This window comes from Microvirga sp. BSC39 (assembly GCF_000739015.1).
Classification (GTDB): domain Bacteria; phylum Pseudomonadota; class Alphaproteobacteria; order Rhizobiales; family Beijerinckiaceae; genus Microvirga.
In genome coordinates this window covers 181953-197478 of record NZ_JPUG01000062.1, presented here as the reverse complement: position 1 = coordinate 197478, position 15526 = coordinate 181953, and the positions used below count along the sequence as shown (strand labels likewise).

The 15526-nt window shown below is 62.9% G+C and carries 15 protein-coding genes; 8 read left to right on the top strand and 7 right to left on the bottom strand.

Annotated features, from left to right (window positions below; genetic code table 11):
* Positions 1-231 precede the first annotated feature (231 nt).
* The gene (locus MA07_RS30485; protein WP_200879360.1) at positions 232-387 is read left to right on the top strand and encodes a hypothetical protein; all 156 of its coding nucleotides are present in this window, start codon (positions 232-234) and stop codon (positions 385-387) included.
* Between the two features lie 76 nt (positions 388-463).
* On the opposite strand, the gene MA07_RS12130 is transcribed toward MA07_RS30485, so the two are convergent.
* Positions 464-712 (bottom strand): DUF2249 domain-containing protein, encoded by a 249-nt coding sequence (locus MA07_RS12130; RefSeq protein ID WP_036350862.1) that lies wholly within the window; start codon positions 710-712, stop codon positions 464-466.
* A gap of 216 nt (positions 713-928) precedes the next feature.
* Between MA07_RS12130 and MA07_RS12125 the strand changes: the two genes are divergently transcribed.
* Positions 929-1183 (top strand): DUF1858 domain-containing protein, encoded by a 255-nt coding sequence (locus MA07_RS12125; RefSeq protein ID WP_036351325.1) that lies wholly within the window; start codon positions 929-931, stop codon positions 1181-1183.
* 14 nt (positions 1184-1197) lie between these two features.
* Here the strand turns inward: MA07_RS12125 and MA07_RS12120 are convergent, their stop codons facing one another.
* Positions 1198-1896 (bottom strand): Crp/Fnr family transcriptional regulator, encoded by a 699-nt coding sequence (locus MA07_RS12120; protein WP_036350859.1) that lies wholly within the window; start codon positions 1894-1896, stop codon positions 1198-1200.
* 283 nt (positions 1897-2179) lie between these two features.
* Here MA07_RS12120 and MA07_RS12115 point away from each other — a divergent pair, with 283 nt between their 5' ends.
* The 3 genes from MA07_RS12115 (at position 2180) to MA07_RS12105 (ending at position 5330) form a co-directional block, all read left to right on the top strand.
* Positions 2180-2632 (top strand): pseudoazurin, encoded by a 453-nt coding sequence (locus MA07_RS12115; RefSeq protein WP_036350857.1) that lies wholly within the window; start codon positions 2180-2182, stop codon positions 2630-2632.
* A 71-nt stretch (positions 2633-2703) separates the two neighbouring features.
* Positions 2704-4149 (top strand): cytochrome c oxidase accessory protein CcoG, encoded by a 1446-nt coding sequence (gene ccoG / locus MA07_RS12110; RefSeq protein ID WP_052003111.1) that lies wholly within the window; start codon positions 2704-2706, stop codon positions 4147-4149.
* Positions 4149-5330 carry an NnrS family protein gene (locus tag MA07_RS12105; protein ID WP_036350854.1) on the top strand — a complete coding sequence of 394 codons (1182 nt, stop codon included), beginning with the start codon at positions 4149-4151 and terminating at the stop codon, positions 5328-5330. Before ccoG ends, MA07_RS12105 begins: the two co-directional genes overlap by 1 nt.
* 125 nt (positions 5331-5455) lie before the next feature.
* Here MA07_RS12105 and MA07_RS12100 read toward each other — a convergent pair whose 3' ends face one another.
* Positions 5456-5839, bottom strand: coding sequence for a hypothetical protein (locus MA07_RS12100; protein WP_036350852.1), 384 nt, complete (start codon positions 5837-5839; stop codon positions 5456-5458).
* A gap of 346 nt (positions 5840-6185) precedes the next feature.
* On the opposite strand from MA07_RS12100, the gene hemN reads away from it, so the two are divergent.
* On the top strand, positions 6186-7538 hold the full coding sequence (gene hemN / locus MA07_RS12095; protein WP_036350850.1) for an oxygen-independent coproporphyrinogen III oxidase: 1353 nt from the start codon (positions 6186-6188) through the stop codon (positions 7536-7538).
* A gap of 15 nt (positions 7539-7553) precedes the next feature.
* Here the strand turns inward: hemN and MA07_RS12090 are convergent, their stop codons facing one another.
* Positions 7554-8012, bottom strand: a complete 459-nt coding sequence (locus MA07_RS12090) for a MarR family winged helix-turn-helix transcriptional regulator (protein ID WP_036350849.1) — start codon at positions 8010-8012, stop codon at positions 7554-7556.
* A gap of 59 nt (positions 8013-8071) precedes the next feature.
* On the opposite strand from MA07_RS12090, the gene hmgA reads away from it, so the two are divergent.
* Both hmgA and MA07_RS12075 read left to right on the top strand, forming a co-directional pair.
* Positions 8072-9427 (top strand): homogentisate 1,2-dioxygenase, encoded by a 1356-nt coding sequence (gene hmgA, locus MA07_RS12085; RefSeq protein ID WP_036350846.1) that lies wholly within the window; start codon positions 8072-8074, stop codon positions 9425-9427.
* 625 nt (positions 9428-10052) lie between these two features.
* Positions 10053-11933 carry a tetratricopeptide repeat protein gene (locus tag MA07_RS12075; protein WP_052003110.1) on the top strand — a complete coding sequence of 627 codons (1881 nt, stop codon included), beginning with the start codon at positions 10053-10055 and terminating at the stop codon, positions 11931-11933.
* Positions 11934-11952: 19 nt separating this feature from the next.
* Here the strand turns inward: MA07_RS12075 and MA07_RS12070 are convergent, their stop codons facing one another.
* From MA07_RS12070 to tam, 3 genes are all read right to left on the bottom strand, one after another.
* Positions 11953-13863 (bottom strand): adenylate/guanylate cyclase domain-containing protein, encoded by a 1911-nt coding sequence (locus tag MA07_RS12070; protein ID WP_052003109.1) that lies wholly within the window; start codon positions 13861-13863, stop codon positions 11953-11955.
* 6 nt (positions 13864-13869) lie between these two features.
* A complete protein-coding gene (locus MA07_RS12065; protein WP_152568853.1) occupies positions 13870-14328 on the bottom strand; it encodes a FecR family protein in 459 nt (152 codons plus the stop codon).
* A 228-nt stretch (positions 14329-14556) separates the two neighbouring features.
* A complete protein-coding gene (gene tam / locus MA07_RS12060; protein ID WP_036350842.1) occupies positions 14557-15330 on the bottom strand; it encodes a trans-aconitate 2-methyltransferase in 774 nt (257 codons plus the stop codon).
* Positions 15331-15526: the final 196 nt, after the last annotated feature.

Genomic DNA, 15526 nt, shown 5'->3' with positions numbered 1-15526 from the left:
TAGGAGGGCTGCGAGGGCGGGTTTTGCTATCAGATGATCTGAACATGGCTGATGCCTCGGATGAAGGTCGCTGGCCGCAGAGCGGATGGTCGGCAACCTACAGAACCGGGCAGAGCTCTCTTTGCTCTGGCACAAGCTTCAACTTGATGCTTTCTCGTTGCGCTGCCTCAAACAAGCCGTTGCCGTTCCGGTCCATAGAGAGGGCAGACCTGAATACGGGAGAGCTGAGTCATGAGCGATGCACAAGTCGGACTGGTGATGGCGACACCACTCATCATCATCTTCGCCATCATGCTTCACCGGATGGGAGTTCTTCGCCTGACCGGAACAATCACGGCCGTGACGATGTCCGTCGTGATCGCCGCGACTCTCTTCCTGACACAATAATTCAGCTGGAGGGCTTCGGCTCTCCAGCGTGGCTTGCTCCCGCAGTCAATGATACTGCGTGTGAAGCGCTTTGGGTTTACTCAGCTTCGCGGCTGATGCGGACCTTCCAGATCTCTGGACCTTTTGCCACATAATCCCAGTCGAACTTGCCCGGATAGTTGATACCGAAGCGGTAGAGCAGGGGCCTTGGATCGTGATCGTTCACGACCAGGAAGCTCTTGCCCGGCTCAAGTTGATCGAATGTATCGAAGATCAAAGGGTGCCGCATGTGGGGCATGATCTGACGAACGTCGAGAATTGTGTCGTTGGCCTTGGATGTAGACATCGGAAGGTGCTCCTTGCCGAGCGGACGAGATGATCCAGCCGGGACCGTCAGGCAGCGGGCACTCTCGCTCGAAAGATGAAGTCTTTCTTTGCCCCACCTCAAACAGGCGACTGATTGGCGTCTGACGCCGGTCTTGTTGATGTTGCGCAAAGACATCAACCTGAGATCCGGCAAGATTGCTTCATATTGAACGAACCAAGTCACCCGGAGGCGATGATGCCTGTTTCAGCCACCCTGTATGTCGACGACGTGATGCGGCAATGGCCCATGACGATCCGTGCATTCCTGGATCGTAAGATGCATTGCGTCGGTTGTCCGATCACCTGCTTCCACACGATCAGCGACGCCTGCCGCGAGCACGGGGTCGATCAGGATGAGTTCCTGGCGGAGCTGAGCGCCATCATCGCGCAGGCGCCCGAACCCGCCGGTGCGAGGGAGCGGGAGACCATCGGCGCGCGATGGCCGGCATGAGAGGGGACCGGCCTTTAAGCAGAGGCGCCTTCTGCGATCATGAACAGCTTGTGCGGATTTCGGATCGAGATCTTCTGACGTCCGCTTTCCACAAGCCCCTGATCCTCCCAGGCGCTCAGGATCCGGCTGACCGTATGAAGCGTCGTCGCCGTCATTTCCGCGACGTCCTGTCGTGAAATCGGAAAGTCGATCTGGATCCCGTTCTCGCCCTTCCGGCCTGCCTGTTGGACGAGCCGCAGGAGAGCATGGGCGACCCGGCGTTCGACCTGTTCGGTAGACATTTCGATGACCCGGGTATGGGCATCATGGAGCCGGCTGCCGACGGTCTGGATCGTGTTGACGGCGAGAGAGGGGTGCTTTGCGACGAGGCGCGGCCAGGCCGCAGCGGGCCAGACCAGCGCAACACTGTCGACGACCGCGATAGCGGTCGCCGGGTATGTTTTCCGTCCCATGGCCATGGCGATCCCGAACATCTCGCCGGCCGTGACGAAGCGTACCACCACCTGCTGCCCGTCGGGCGTGACCTTCATGACCCTCAGATGCCCGTGAAGAAGGAGGAAAAAGGAGTGGGCCTCATCGTCCTGCTGAAAGACGCTTGAGCCCTTCGGGTACCGCACCGATTGAGCCTCTTTCAGGATTGCGTCGAGATCGCTGTCCTCCATGCCTGAAAACATGGGGAGAGCAGCAACCAGGGACTTGTCCAGGACGGGCATGTAATGGGCTCCGGCGCAGCAATCAGGAGAGACGCCGGAGATCCGGCGCCTGCTATGAGCAGAACCTGATACACAACCTTTCAACAGTCATTGAGCTATCTCAAAAACAGGTCCCTCGCTGCCCTGGATCCAGGCGTCCTCAGGAATTGTCCTTAGGAGAATTCCTGTCCAGCCGGGAACAGGCGGTCTGTTTGCTGTAGCTCAAATATCTTTCCGGGAATGCTCGTATGACTTCTCCTCAAGAGCCGGTCAGGCTCGCCAGTTTTTCCGAAGGAGAAGGATCATGCGGAAGTTTATCGTACTCGGCGCTCTCGTGACGGCCATCGGCTTTGCCGGTGCCGCCGGCGCGGCCGAAGTCGAGATCAAGATGCTGAACAAGGGCACCGAGGGTGTCATGGTGTTCGAGCCGGCGTTCGTGAAGATCAATCCGGGCGACACGGTCAAGTTCCTGGCTTCGGACAAGGGACACAATGTGGAGACGATCGACACGATGATCCCTGAAGGCGGCAAGACCTTCGTGGGCAAGATGAACGAGGAAGTGGCGATCACCTTCGACAAGCCCGGTGTGTACGGCTACAAGTGCAAGCCGCATTACGGCATGGGCATGGTCGGCATGATCGTGGTTGGCGAGCCGACGAATGCGGATCAGGCGAAGGCTGCCACCCATCCGGGCAAGGCCAAGCAGGTGTTCGGCAATCTCTTCGACAAGCTCGCGACCCAGACCGCTGCGAAGTAAGCCTTTCGACATGATCCATTACGCCGTCGCGACCTTTGTGTTGCGGCGGCGTCCATGTTCCGGGACACCCGATGGCCACTCTCGATATCAGCTTCAAGCCTGAGCGCGCCCATCTGCGCAAGCCGAAGCGCGGCACCATCGCAGAGCGCGTCGTCCCGCAATCCGTCTCGGGCCGCTACCGCCGCCTGAAGTGGGCCGCGCTGGTCTGCTGTCTGGCCGTCTACTACATATTGCCGTTCGTCCGTTGGACGCGGGGTCCCGGTCAGCCCGATCAGGCCGTTCTGCTCGACTTCGAGCGCGGGCGCCTCCACTTTTTCTTTATCGAGATCTGGCCGCAGGAGGTCTACTACCTCACGGGCCTGCTGATCCTGGCGACCCTGGTCCTCGTCTGGCTCAACGCCGTCGCAGGCCGGATCTGGTGCGGCTATTTCTGCCCCCAGACCGTGTGGACCGACCTGTTCCTGCTCATCGAACGTATGATCGAGGGCGACCGCAGGGAGCGCCTGAAGAAACACGGCGCGCCGCTTACACCGAGGCGCATCCTCGAGATCGGGCTTAAGCACGCGAGCTGGCTCCTCATCTCCATGCTCACCGGGGGAGCCTTCGTGCTCTATTTCACCGACGCGCCGACAGTTCTGGCTGATCTCGCAACCGGCCGTGCGTCCACGCTCGCCTATGCGTGGGTCTGCATCCTGACCTGCACCACCTACACCCTGGCCGGCTTCGCCCGCGAGCAGGTCTGCACCTGGATGTGCCCGTGGCCGCGCCTCCAGGGCGCGATCTGGGATCCCGAGGCGCTGACAGTCAACTATCGTGACCACCGGGGTGAGCCCCGTGCTTCTGCAAAGAAAGCTTTGGAACTCAGGGCAAAGGGCGAACCTGCCGGGGATTGCGTCGACTGTATGCAATGCGTGAACGTCTGCCCGATCGGCATCGACATCCGCGAGGGCCCGAATTTCGCCTGTATCAACTGTGGCCTATGCGTGGATGCCTGCGACACGACCATGGCGAAGCTCAGCCGCCCGCGCGGGCTCATTGATTACGTGGCTTGGTCGAACATCGAGCGGGAGCGCCGGAGGGAACCTGTTCGCATCCGGGTGATCAGACCGAAGACTGTTGGTCTCGGGTTGTCTGTGGTGGCGCTCGTCGGTGTCATGGCCGTCAGCCTCTCCATGAGGAGCGACGCCAAGGTTACCGTCATCCACGACCGCAATCCAGTTGCCGTGAGGCTCTCCGACGGGCGAACCCGGAACGGCTACGCGGTGCGGCTCTACAACAAAGCGGACAGGGAGCGCTCGTTCCGGCTCGTTGTGACCGGACTGCCGGCAGCGACCGTCGAGGTCGTTGGCGAGGATGGCCCGGTGAGCGTCGCCTCCGATGCGACGCGGGAGTTGCGCGTGCTCGTGACCGCCCCTGCGGATGGCAGGCAGCCCATTGCATTCACGGCGACCGACGTCGCATCGGGCGCTGCCGTGACGGCGCAGGATGTTTTCATTCCATTTGAAGGAGGTCGATGATGGCTCCAATCCCACGCCTGCGGGACTACGACGGCCCCGCACTGCTCTCATATGGTTTCCGGCCGTTCTTCCTCTTCGGCTCTCTCTATGCCGGCCTTGCGATCCTTGCTTGGCTGCCGATGTTCTATGGCGAACTGGAACTTTCGACCGCCTTTGCACCACGTGACTGGCACATTCACGAGATGCTCTACGGCTATCTCTCGGCTGTGATCACAGGCTTCCTGTTGACGGCGGTCCCGAACTGGACCGGGAGCATGCCGCTGCAAGGGCGGCCGCTGCTCGTCCTCGTGCTCGTCTGGGCAGCCGGACGCGTCGCTGTGACCGTTTCCGCCTCGACGGGCTGGGAGGCTGCGGCGCTGATCGACAACGCGTTCCTGCTGCTTGTCGGCGCGGCCATGATCCGCGAAATCGTAAAGGGAAAGAACTGGCGCAATCTCAAGGTGCTGATCGCGCTAGGCGCTCTGATCATCGGCAACATCACCTTCCACATCGAGGCACATATTCACGGGACGGCGGAGTACGGAACCCGCGTCGGAATTGCCGCCACGATGATGCTGATCATGCTGATCGGCGGCCGCATCATCCCAAGCTTCACGCGCAACTGGCTCGCGCGGGAGAACCCGGGTCGCTTGCCGGCACCGTTCGGGCGCTTCGATGTCGTTTCCGTTGTCACCGCCTGTGTCGCCCTCCTCGCGTGGGTTGCCGTGCCCGACCATAGCGCGACCGGAGCGGCCCTGATTGCCGCCGGGCTGCTCCAGATGGTGCGAATGGCGCGTTGGGCGGGGGACGGCACCTGGCGTGACCGGCTCGTCCTGATCCTGCACGTCGCTTACACATTCGTGCCGCTCGGCTTCATTCTGACCGGACTTGCGTCTCTGAGCATGCTTCCGGCGGCCGGAGGGATCCATGCCTGGACGGGCGGCGCCATGGGCGTGATGACCTTGGCGGTGATGTCCCGGGCGAGCCTCGGTCACACGGGCAGGGCGCTCGCCGCAACTGCAGCCGTGCAGGTTCTCTATTCGATGGCGGTCGTCGCTACCCTAGCCCGGGTTTGCGCCGCGATCCATCCGAGCTGGAACGATGTGCTCCTGCATTTCGCCGGTGCGGCATGGACCGGCGCCTTTGTGGGATTCGCGCTCGCGTACTGGAGAGTTTTCACCCGCCCCCGCGTGATCACCTGAAAGGTTGCAGACCGGCTAAGCGTATATGGGAGCAAGGGATCTCCCGTCCGGAGTCATGGAGGTGCTCGAGGGTTGGACAACAAGGTAAGGACTGTCCAAGGCTCCGCTGCTCTTGAGGGAAGAACCTAGCTTGGCTTCGCGGGATGACCAGCTGGAAGTGTGAGATGTTCGTTCAGGATACGCACGATCCGGACGACATCCTCTCTGGGTATTGCGAAGGCGAGGGGCCCATAGGACGGATGATCGAATGCGAGCAGCGAGCCGTCGATGCTTGCGACCTGCACATACCAGGGCGGCTCTATCACCGTTTCAACCGTCCTCCCGTCGAGCGGAAGCTTCTGTGAGCCCTCGACCATGCGGGACCTCGCTTGGCCAAGCAGTTGGATCAGCTTCGTGAGCTGCTTGAGGTCGAGCCCGACCGGGTGAGACGGTCCAGCCGTGGAGCCGATCTCAATCGTCACCGTCTGCCGGTCGTCGGAGACCTTCACGCCAACCCTTGCTTCGACCATGACACACGCCTCCTTCCTCCTTCGGGTCATGTGGTTCACGGCAGTGAATTCAACCGGGGACAGCCCGAATGGGTTCTCCGTACCGCTAAAGTGGTGGAGCTGCGCCAGTGTCGGTCCTTAACGCGGAGGCAAGCTGCACCCCCGAGACTCTTAGGATAAAAGTCAACGTAGGCTGATCGTCCTGAGACGTTCCGGGGGAGTGCAGGGCCGGCGTCCTCTGAACGGCCGCGACGTATACCCAGACTTGACCGAGGTCAAAGAACCTGGGGGCAGAGTCCGGTACATCCGGGTATCCGGATCTGCGTTGCGAAGCTGCATCGCAGCACATGACCCTGTGAGGATTCCAATGCGACACGACCTGAGAGCCCGGTATGGCGAGGAGCGGCTTCCCCGCTACACGAGCTACCCCACGGCGCCGCAATTCTCAGACGCCGTCGGTTGCGAGGCCTACGGGCAATGGCTTGCCTCACTCCCGGCGGACGCGACAGCCTCGCTCTACCTGCATGTCCCGTTCTGCCGCTCTATGTGCTGGTATTGCGGCTGCCACACCACCATCACGCAGCGCGATGCGCCGATCGTCGACTATCTCGCCGTACTCCGTCGCGAGATCGAGCTTGTGGCGGATCGGCTGACCCGTCCTCTGGCCGTTCGGCACGTGCATTTCGGCGGCGGGACCCCGACCATCATGGAGCCGTCCGAGCTTCTCGGCCTTGTGGCCCTCATGAGGCAGAGGTTCGTCATCGACGGCTCCGCGGAAATCGCGATCGAAATCGATCCCCGCACCCTGACGAAGACGATGACGAAAGCTCTGGGGGATGCAGGCGTCAACCGTGCGAGCTTGGGCGTCCAGAGCTTCGATCCGGTCGTTCAGCGCGCCATCAACCGCATTCAGAGTCTCGAGCAGACGGCCCGGGCGACGGAAGGCCTGCGGGAGTCGGGCATCCGCGGCATCAATTTCGATCTCATCTACGGCCTTCCGCACCAGACGGTGGAGTCCTGCATCGAGACAGTCCGCCAGAGCATCGCGCTTCGCCCCGAGCGCTTCTCCGTCTTCGGCTATGCGCATGTGCCCTCGTTCAAGAAGCACCAGCGCAAGATCGATGAGGCCGCACTGCCCGACGGCGAGGCCCGCTATGCCCAGGCTGAGGCCATTGCTGAGGCCTTGGTGGGCGCCGGATACCGCCGGATCGGCCTCGATCATTACGCCCTGCCGGACGATTCCATGGCGCAGGCTCAGGGTGAGGGTGTGCTGCACCGGAACTTCCAGGGCTACACGACCGATCCGAGCGATGTGCTGATTGGCTTCGGCGCCTCCGCCATCGGCCGGCTGACCCAGGGCTACGCCCAGAACGAGGTCGTGCTCGGCCGGTACGCCGAGCGCATCCAGCGTGGGGAACTGGCGACGGCGAAGGGCTATGCGCTGACAGCCGATGATCGCCTGCGGGCCGATCTCATCGAGCGTGTCATGTGCGACTTCCGGGTCGATGTGGGCCAGGTCTGCCGCCAGCACGAGACCGCTCCCGAGGCCATCCTGCAGGCGGTCCCGAAGCTGCGTGCGCTGCAGGCCGACGGTGTCATCCGGTTGGAGGGCAATATCCTGTCCGTCAACGACAATGCCCGCTTCCTGGTCAGGAGCGTCGCCTCCGCCTTCGACGCCTATCTCGGCGCCTCCGGACGCACCCATAGCCGTGCGGTTTGACCGTGCGGCGGGACATCAGGTCTCAACGTCCTCTGTATTTTCTGCGACCCTGAAGATCGCTTCGAGGTGTTTCAGGGCCTCAAGAAGGGGTTCAGCCCCTGGTCCGAGCTGGTCCAGCAGGCGGCCTTCGAAGGCGAGAGCCTTGGGCACGATCTCCAGGTAGGACTTCTGGCCGAGGGTTGTCAGCGTCAGGATCTCCTCGCGCCGGTCCTCCTCGCTCGGACGGCGCCTGAGCCAGCGCCGCTCCTCCAGGGCCCGCACCGCCCGGCTGACCTTGGTCTTGTGCATGGCCGAGTGCCGGCCGATCCCCTTGGCGCTCATCTGCTCGAACTGCCCCAGCGTGGCCAGCACCCGCCATTCCGGGATCGTCAGGTCGTGGTGCGGGCCATAGACGGAGCGGAAATCCTGGGAGATCGTGGCTGCGATCCGGTTGAGCCGGTAGGGCAGGAAGGCTTCGAGCTGGAGTTTGGCCATCGGGTTGTTGGTTACAAAATGGATAGTTACATTCGTGACCAACTGTGGAGGTCATGCCTATGAATGTCCAGAACCCGCCCCTGAATCAGCCTTCCGAACGGATCGAGAGCGCCATCCAGCCCGGCTACATGTCCGGTTTCGGCAACGGCTTCGAGACCGAGGCGCTGCCCGGCGCCCTGCCCATCGGGCGTAACTCGCCCCAGAAATGCGCTTATGGGCTTTACGCCGAGCAGCTCTCGGGTTCGCCCTTCACGGCGCCGCGCACGACCAACGAGCGCTCCTGGCTCTACCGCATTCGCCCGACGGTGTCCCATTGGGGCCAGTTCCGGAAGGCCGATATCGGCCTGTGGCGCACGGCGCCGGCCCCCGAGGTGGAGGTGCCCATCCCGCCCATGCGCTGGGACCCGATCCCGATCCCCGATGAGCCCGTCTCGTTCCTGGAGGGCATCCGCACCATCACCACGGCGGGAGATGCCGGCTCACAGGCTGGCATGGGGGCGCATGTCTATCTGATCACCCGCTCGATGGCGGACGAGTACTTCTACAATGCCGATGGCGAGCTGCTCTTCGTGCCGCAGCAGGGCTCGTTACGGCTCTCGACCGAATTCGGCGTCATCGACATCGAGCCGGGCGAGATCGCCGTGATCCCGCGTGGCGTGAAGATCCGGGTGGAGCTCACGGACGGTCCGGCACGGGGCTATCTGTGCGAGAATTACGGCGGCGCCTTCACCCTGCCGGAGCGTGGGCCGATCGGGGCCAACTGCCTGGCGAACCCGCGCGACTTCCTCACGCCGGTGGCGGCTTACGAGGACCGGGATGCACCCTCGAAGATGTATGTGAAATGGGGCGGCACGCTCTGGGTGGCCGACATGGATCACTCGCCGCTCGACGTGGTGGCCTGGCACGGCAACTACGCGCCTTACAAGTACGACCTGCGGCGCTATTCGCCGGTGGGGCCGGTGCTCTACGACCACGCGGATCCGTCGATCTTCACGGTACTGACCTCGCCGTCCGAAACGGCCGGAACGGCCAACATCGACTTCGTGATTTTCCCTGAGCGGTGGCTGGTGGCGGAGAACACCTTCCGGCCGCCCTGGTACCACATGAACGTGATGAGCGAGTTCATGGGCCTGATCTACGGCGTGTACGATGCCAAGACGGGCGGTGGCTTCGTGCCGGGCGGCATATCGCTGCACAACACCATGCTGCCGCACGGGCCGGACATGGATGCGTTCGAGAAGGCGAGCAACGTGGAACTGAAACCCCACAAGCTGGAAGGCACGATGGCCTTCATGTTCGAGACGCGCTTCCCGCAGAAAGTGACCGCCTTCGCGGCCGAGACCGAGTCGTTGCAGAAGGATTACGCATCTTACGGCCACAAGCTGAAGAAGCACTTCAATCCAAATCAGCGCTGAGACAGCCGATGCTTCATGAAAGCCGCCAGGATCTCGGATCCTGGCGGCTTTCACTTATGACCAGAATGTTGCCTGCAGCGAGGTTTTGCGCGGCAGCTATATCGTTGCCGATCCCGGCCCGTGAAGACCTGCCACATTGCGGCCGCACTGCAACGCTTTGCTTCTCCCACAGGTGCCGGCATCGCGCGCCTGCAGAACACGGGTAATGCGGAACAAGCTGCTGATGAAAATGGAACGAAAGAACCACTCGCTCGCGCCGGATACGAACAACGTTCTGGCTGAACTCGAACGCACGATGGTTGCGTCCATTGCACTGATGAAACGCCTGAGGCGTGAGAGAAGGCGCTCCGGTCGCACGACGCACTCAATCGAGCAGCACAGCGCCTGAGCAAAATCGTTCTGCTGCTGCCCTGCAGGCGGGGGACATAGATCCCCTGCCGATAAAATCCTTTGCAGAGCCATTGTCATTTCTAAGCGCGCTCGATCCCGCGCATGTAACGATAAATCTTCCGACAAAGGTAAAAATTCAGCACAAATCTATCCGATGCCCATGTGCCACTGAGCACCGACACCATGAGCGTCCATCCTTATCCTCCTGCTCGTCCCAAGGGAGGAGGATCTGTTCATGACGACCTTCGACATCGACCATCGTTGCCGCTCCTCACGATCCGCTCTGCTCGCCGCAACGGCCGTTCTGGCCCTGCTCGCAGGAAGCGCCGCCCATGCCTGTCCGCTCGGCAGCCATGACAGTCCGCGCGTCCGGATGCTGCATGCCCTGCAAGCGCCGAACCATCATGGCTCCGGACATCATATGTCGGTTGCGCAACTGCAGCCGCAAACCAGCAATGTTCAGCCGAAACGCACGGAGCTCGGCACCTACAGCCGCGATCTGCCGCGCGGTGCCGCAGCTCCCACGTCCGACGCCAAGCCCCGGCTGCGCGACAATCTCGGCACTCTCGCGTGGGCAGTGACCAAGGTTCCGAACGGGGAGGCTCAGGCCTATTTCAACCAGGGCTACCGCCTGGGCTGGGGCTTCAATCATGCGGAAGCAGCACGCGCCTTCCGGGCTGCGCAGGAGCTTGATCCGAATTGCGCCATGTGCCTGTGGGGCGAGGCCTGGGTGCTCGGTCCGCATATCAACTACCCGATGGATGCAGATGCGAATGCGCGTGCGCTCGCCGTGCTTGAGAAGGCGCGCGGTCTTGCCCCCGCCCAGGGAGACATGCAGGTCGCGTTGGTGGAGGCGCTCTCGAAGCGGCACTCGCCCGATCCCCAGGCCGACCGCAAGGCTCTCGATCAGGCCTACGCCGATGCCATGGAGGCGGTGCAGACGCGGTTCCCCAACGATCCGCATGTGGCGGTTCTCACGGCGGATGCTCTCATGAATCTCACCCCGTGGGATTACTGGGCCGATGGCGGCAGGACGCCCAAGGGCAAGACGGGGACAATTGTTGCTCTGCTGGAAGGCGTTCTCGGAACAGCGCCATCCAGCCCCATCACGGCCAATCCCGATCATCCCGGCGCTGTTCATCTCTACATCCACACGGTCGAGGCATCGGATCGCCCGGAGCGGGCCGCTCCTCATGCGGCGCGCCTGGAAAACCTGATGCCCGGTGCAGGGCATCTGGTGCACATGCCGAGCCATATCTGGTATCGGCTCGGACGCTGGCGCGAGAGCCTCGATTCCAACATGCGTGCGGCGGCGGCCGATGAGGCGCTCGTCAATGAGGGAGGCGCGAGCCTTCTCTATTCGGAAGCTTACTATGCGCACAACGTTCACTTCCTGATGGTCTCGGCCCTCACCGGCGGCGATGGCGCAACGGCCGTGGAAGGAGCAAAAAAGCTCTCCAGCATCGTGTCCGAGCGCGCACAGCGCGAGGTGCCGTGGACACAGCCTATCATGGCCGGGCCCTACAATGTCCATGCGGTCTTTTCGAAGCCCGAGGAAGTGTTGGCCCTGCCGGCGCCGAAGGGTGATTTCCCGTATGTCAAAGCTGCGTGGCATTATGCGCGCGGTGTCGCCCTAGCCCGTCTCGGGCGAGCCGATGAGGCCCGCTCGGAGGCCGGCGCCATAGACGCGCTGGCAAAGAGCCCTGAGATCATGGCTCTGCCCGATGCCGGCGTGCCAGGGCCGGACGTGCTTTCGATCGCGGTGCACGAGATCGAAGCAAGAATTGCGCAGAATGCGGGCGAACAGGCGCAGGCTGCCGCATTGTTCGCGGAGGCTGCGACAATTCAGGATGGACTGCCCTACATGGAGCCGCCCTACTGGTACTATCCGGTGCATCAATCCCTCGGAGCGGCCTTGATGGCACAGGGCAAGCCCGCCGAGGCAGCGCTGGCGTTCCGCGAGGCCCTGCAGCGCTCGCCGAACAACGGCTGGGCCGCCGCGGGACTGCTCCGTGCAGCCGAGGCGCAGGGCGATCAGGCAACGGTCGAGGAAGCCAAGTCTCTGATGCAGAAGAACTGGTTCGGAAACGGCATGCCGGCTCCCGAGCAGCTCTGAAGCATACGATTGGGAATGATTAGAACGGGCTCCGGTGAATGTCACCGGAGCCCCAACGCATGAGGTTGAGGGCGCGGCTCCTTCTCCAGAGCCAGATTGGTATGGAGCCGGATCGACCACGTATCGCCGTCTGAAACGTTCCATCCAGGTGACCGGATTCGAAGATCGAACAAGCCTCGCCTGCCGCACGGTGAAGATCGTCGCTCAGAGCCACATCCGCTTCGTGCGAGGCGGCGACCTCCATCAACCGGCTCGCCACATTGACCGTATCCCCGATGGCCGTGATGTGCTGATGGCTGTCGCCGCCCAGGCGGGATGCGATGATCTCCCCGAAGTGAGCGCCGATCTTGAAGCCGATCTGCGACGCAATTGCATCGGGCAACGCGGCCATCCACTCTTCCGTCCGCTGGCAGAGGCCGACACAGGCCTCCACCGCATGGCAGGCATCCTCAGGCGAGGAATCCGGCAGCCCGAACAGGATCATTGCGCCATCGCCCATAAAGCTGGCAACGATGCCCTGATGGCGCACTGCCTCCTGATCCACGAGAGCGTGAAAGCCGCGCAGCACCTCGCGGGTTTCGTCGAGAGGCAGAATCTCGCTCAGGCCCGTGAAGCCCGACAGATCAATGAAGATCACGGCTGCCTTCTGGCGCACCGGCTTCATGAGGAAAGCAGGATCCTCGGCGAGCCGCCTGGTAAGGCTCGGGGGCTGGAAGCGGCGCAAGGTTCTGCTTTGCATGCTGAGCCTGTCTGCGCGCCGCCTGTCGAGCCAGAGCTCCGCCGCTCCGAAGACCACGGCCGGTGGCAAAGCCGCCAGAAGCGGAAGGGTGGCGTTGAGCCAGATGCCTTGCGTGAAGGCCGCGACGGTCAGCCCGATCCATGCGGCCGTGACGACAGTGATGATCGCAAATCCCCAGATGCCCCGGTGCCAGGCGAGGAGCAGAACGAACAGGACCGGCAGCACGATCGCGACAGAGCCATCGATGAGCCGCACACGCCGGTCGCGCACCAATCCGTCGCCCTCCACCAGATGCGCCATTGCGGTTGCCAGGACCTCGACTCCCGGCAACACCGGATCGAAGGGTGTCGGAAAGGCATCGCCGCCTCCTGTCACCGTCGCGCCGATCACGACGATCCGGTCCCGAAACGCATCTTCATCGGCCTGTCCGTTCAGGACATCGCTGGCGCTGATGGTGCGAATGGTGCCGGACGGGCCATAGAAACGGAGGGCAAGCGCATATCGGCTGTCAGTGCTAGTCGCTACGTCACCGATGGCAACTTCATCTGCGCGGAGAACCGGATCGCGTCCCATGGCAACGGAGACGGTGCGGAGCGGGAATGACGGGATGATCTGAGAGCCTGAGCGCACCAGAAGCGGAATGTGCCGCGGCACCCCGGATGGATCCGTGGCGATGTTCACGACACCGATCGCCGAGGTGCTGGCCAGAGTTCCGACAGGCAGCAGAAGCCTCTGGACCATGGGGAGGTCGTCAGGCGCTGTGCTTACAGGGTGAGGAGCCTGCTGCGCGCTGCGCTCGAACAGGCCTGCGGCCGCCAGGACGCCCCGCGTCTCGCCCAGAGCCTTGGCAAGCGCCAGATCACCGTCCGCCGACCCAGGGTCGACGAAAAGGATGTCGAGCGCAACGGCCTTCGGCTGCATGCGTCCGACATTCGAGACGAGCTGCGCCATCGTAGTACGGGGCAGGGGATAGGCGCCGACCTGCTGCACCGTCTCGTCATCGATGGCCAGGATCGTGATGCCGTCCGGAGCCGGGCGCGAGCCTTGGATCACAAACCGCAGGTCGGCGAGGGGAGCCTCGAGCCGATCGAATAGGGAGGAGCCGCCCTGCCAGTGCCAGAAAGCCAGCCCTGCGCCCCACAGGGCCGCCAGGGCAGCGGCGATCAGCGGTATGGCAAATCGCCTGCCCATGAGGGCTTAGCGTCCGAGCCGGGCGAGAAGGGCGGCGGCGCGGGCGGCGGGCCAGCGCCGCACGACGAGGGGCGATGTGCCGGCCTCCACGTCCACACCCTCTCCAGGCCCAAGACTGACTCCTCGGGTATTGCCTGAGACCCGCCGCACCGCGACCCGCCCCGTCACCACGAGGACGGATGTCCGAGTGCCGCTCACGTCGACGGCCCATTGCGTGCCGCGCACAGCGGCGATGGCCTGCGGCGTCATGATCTGGAAACCCTGCCGTGCGGATTGCGCCGGCGCATCGATGAAGATGGCGCGGCCCTGCAGGTTCACCGCATCGGGCCGGTTGTCGCGGTTCTCGTCCACGAGGTTGTAGGCCGCTCCCGCTTCAGCCTCGATGGTGAGGCCGTCCCGGCAGCGCAGGATCTGCCGTTGCGAACCTGCCGCTGTTTGCAGCACGCAGCCGATGCCCTGAGCCATTGCAGTCTCGCTCAAGCACAGATGCACCAGAGCGCACAGGAGGACGAGCCGCGCCGCAGCAAGAGCGGCTGCCCGGTGACCTGTCCATCTCCACGTCATGATGTCTCTCCGCTGCCAAAGGACTGGCTATTGTCTTGGACGGCTCAAGATGTCCATGGGTTACAATATGGAGGATGTGAGAGAGCCAGCGATGTGTCGGATATCACCCATCGGAGTGCGTGGCAGACCTCACTGTTTTAGGGCGACCATGAAATGGCGTGGGAAGCGCAGAAGAACCCTGCCGTCCGCTTGCGCCGGATAGGCTTTCTCGATCTCTGCGTGATACTGATCCAGGAACCCGGACTGCTCCTCCGGCGAGAGAGGATCCAGATAGGGCCTCAACCCCGTGCCCTTGAGCCACTCGACGATGGCTCCCGCATCCGCCAGCGGATGAACATAGGTGGTCTGCCAGAGATCCGCCGAGCATCCAGCCTGCAGCAGCCATGAATAGTAGTCTTCAAACGATCCGATCTCCTCTCTGGATACGGACGCAGCTTTCAGCTTTTCCGCCCAGGGTCCCTCCTGTGCGACCTTCCGCATGAGCCTGTGCGAGGGTTCATTCAGGTTGTTGGGCATCTGGACGGCAAGGCACCCGTCTGCCTCCAGGCAGGAGGCGAGTTTTGCGAGCAGGCGCTGATGGTTCGGCAGCCATTGCAGGACGGCGTTGGCGAAGATCAGATCGTAGCGCTCGTCCGGATTCCAGGCCGCGATGTCCTCTTCCTGGAAAGCGACCTGAGGCAAGCGGACCCGTGCTTTGGCGAGCATGTCGGGCGAGTTGTCGAGCCCGAGCACCCGCGCGTCCGGGTAGCGATCGACGATCAGTTCCGTGCTGTTTCCGGGCCCGCACCCGATATCGACGGCGCTGCGGATCTTCGCCAGGGGAACACGCCCGATCAGGTCGATCGCGGGCCGTGTCCGTTCGTCTTCGAATTTGAGGTATTGTCCAGCGTTCCAGTCTGCCAAGGGATGCCTCGTCGTTCTAAAGTTTCAGGGGCGTCCCTATCATAACAAGCGCTGACGGCTCGCCTTGCCGCTTGATAATCCGTTCAAGGACGACATCTTCCCGGTTCGAGCGTATACTCATTGCATAGGTTACGGCCACGCGTAACCGTCTCATCGCCACGCAGGCCGTGATCTCAGCTGCCAAGGTTCAGCCCTG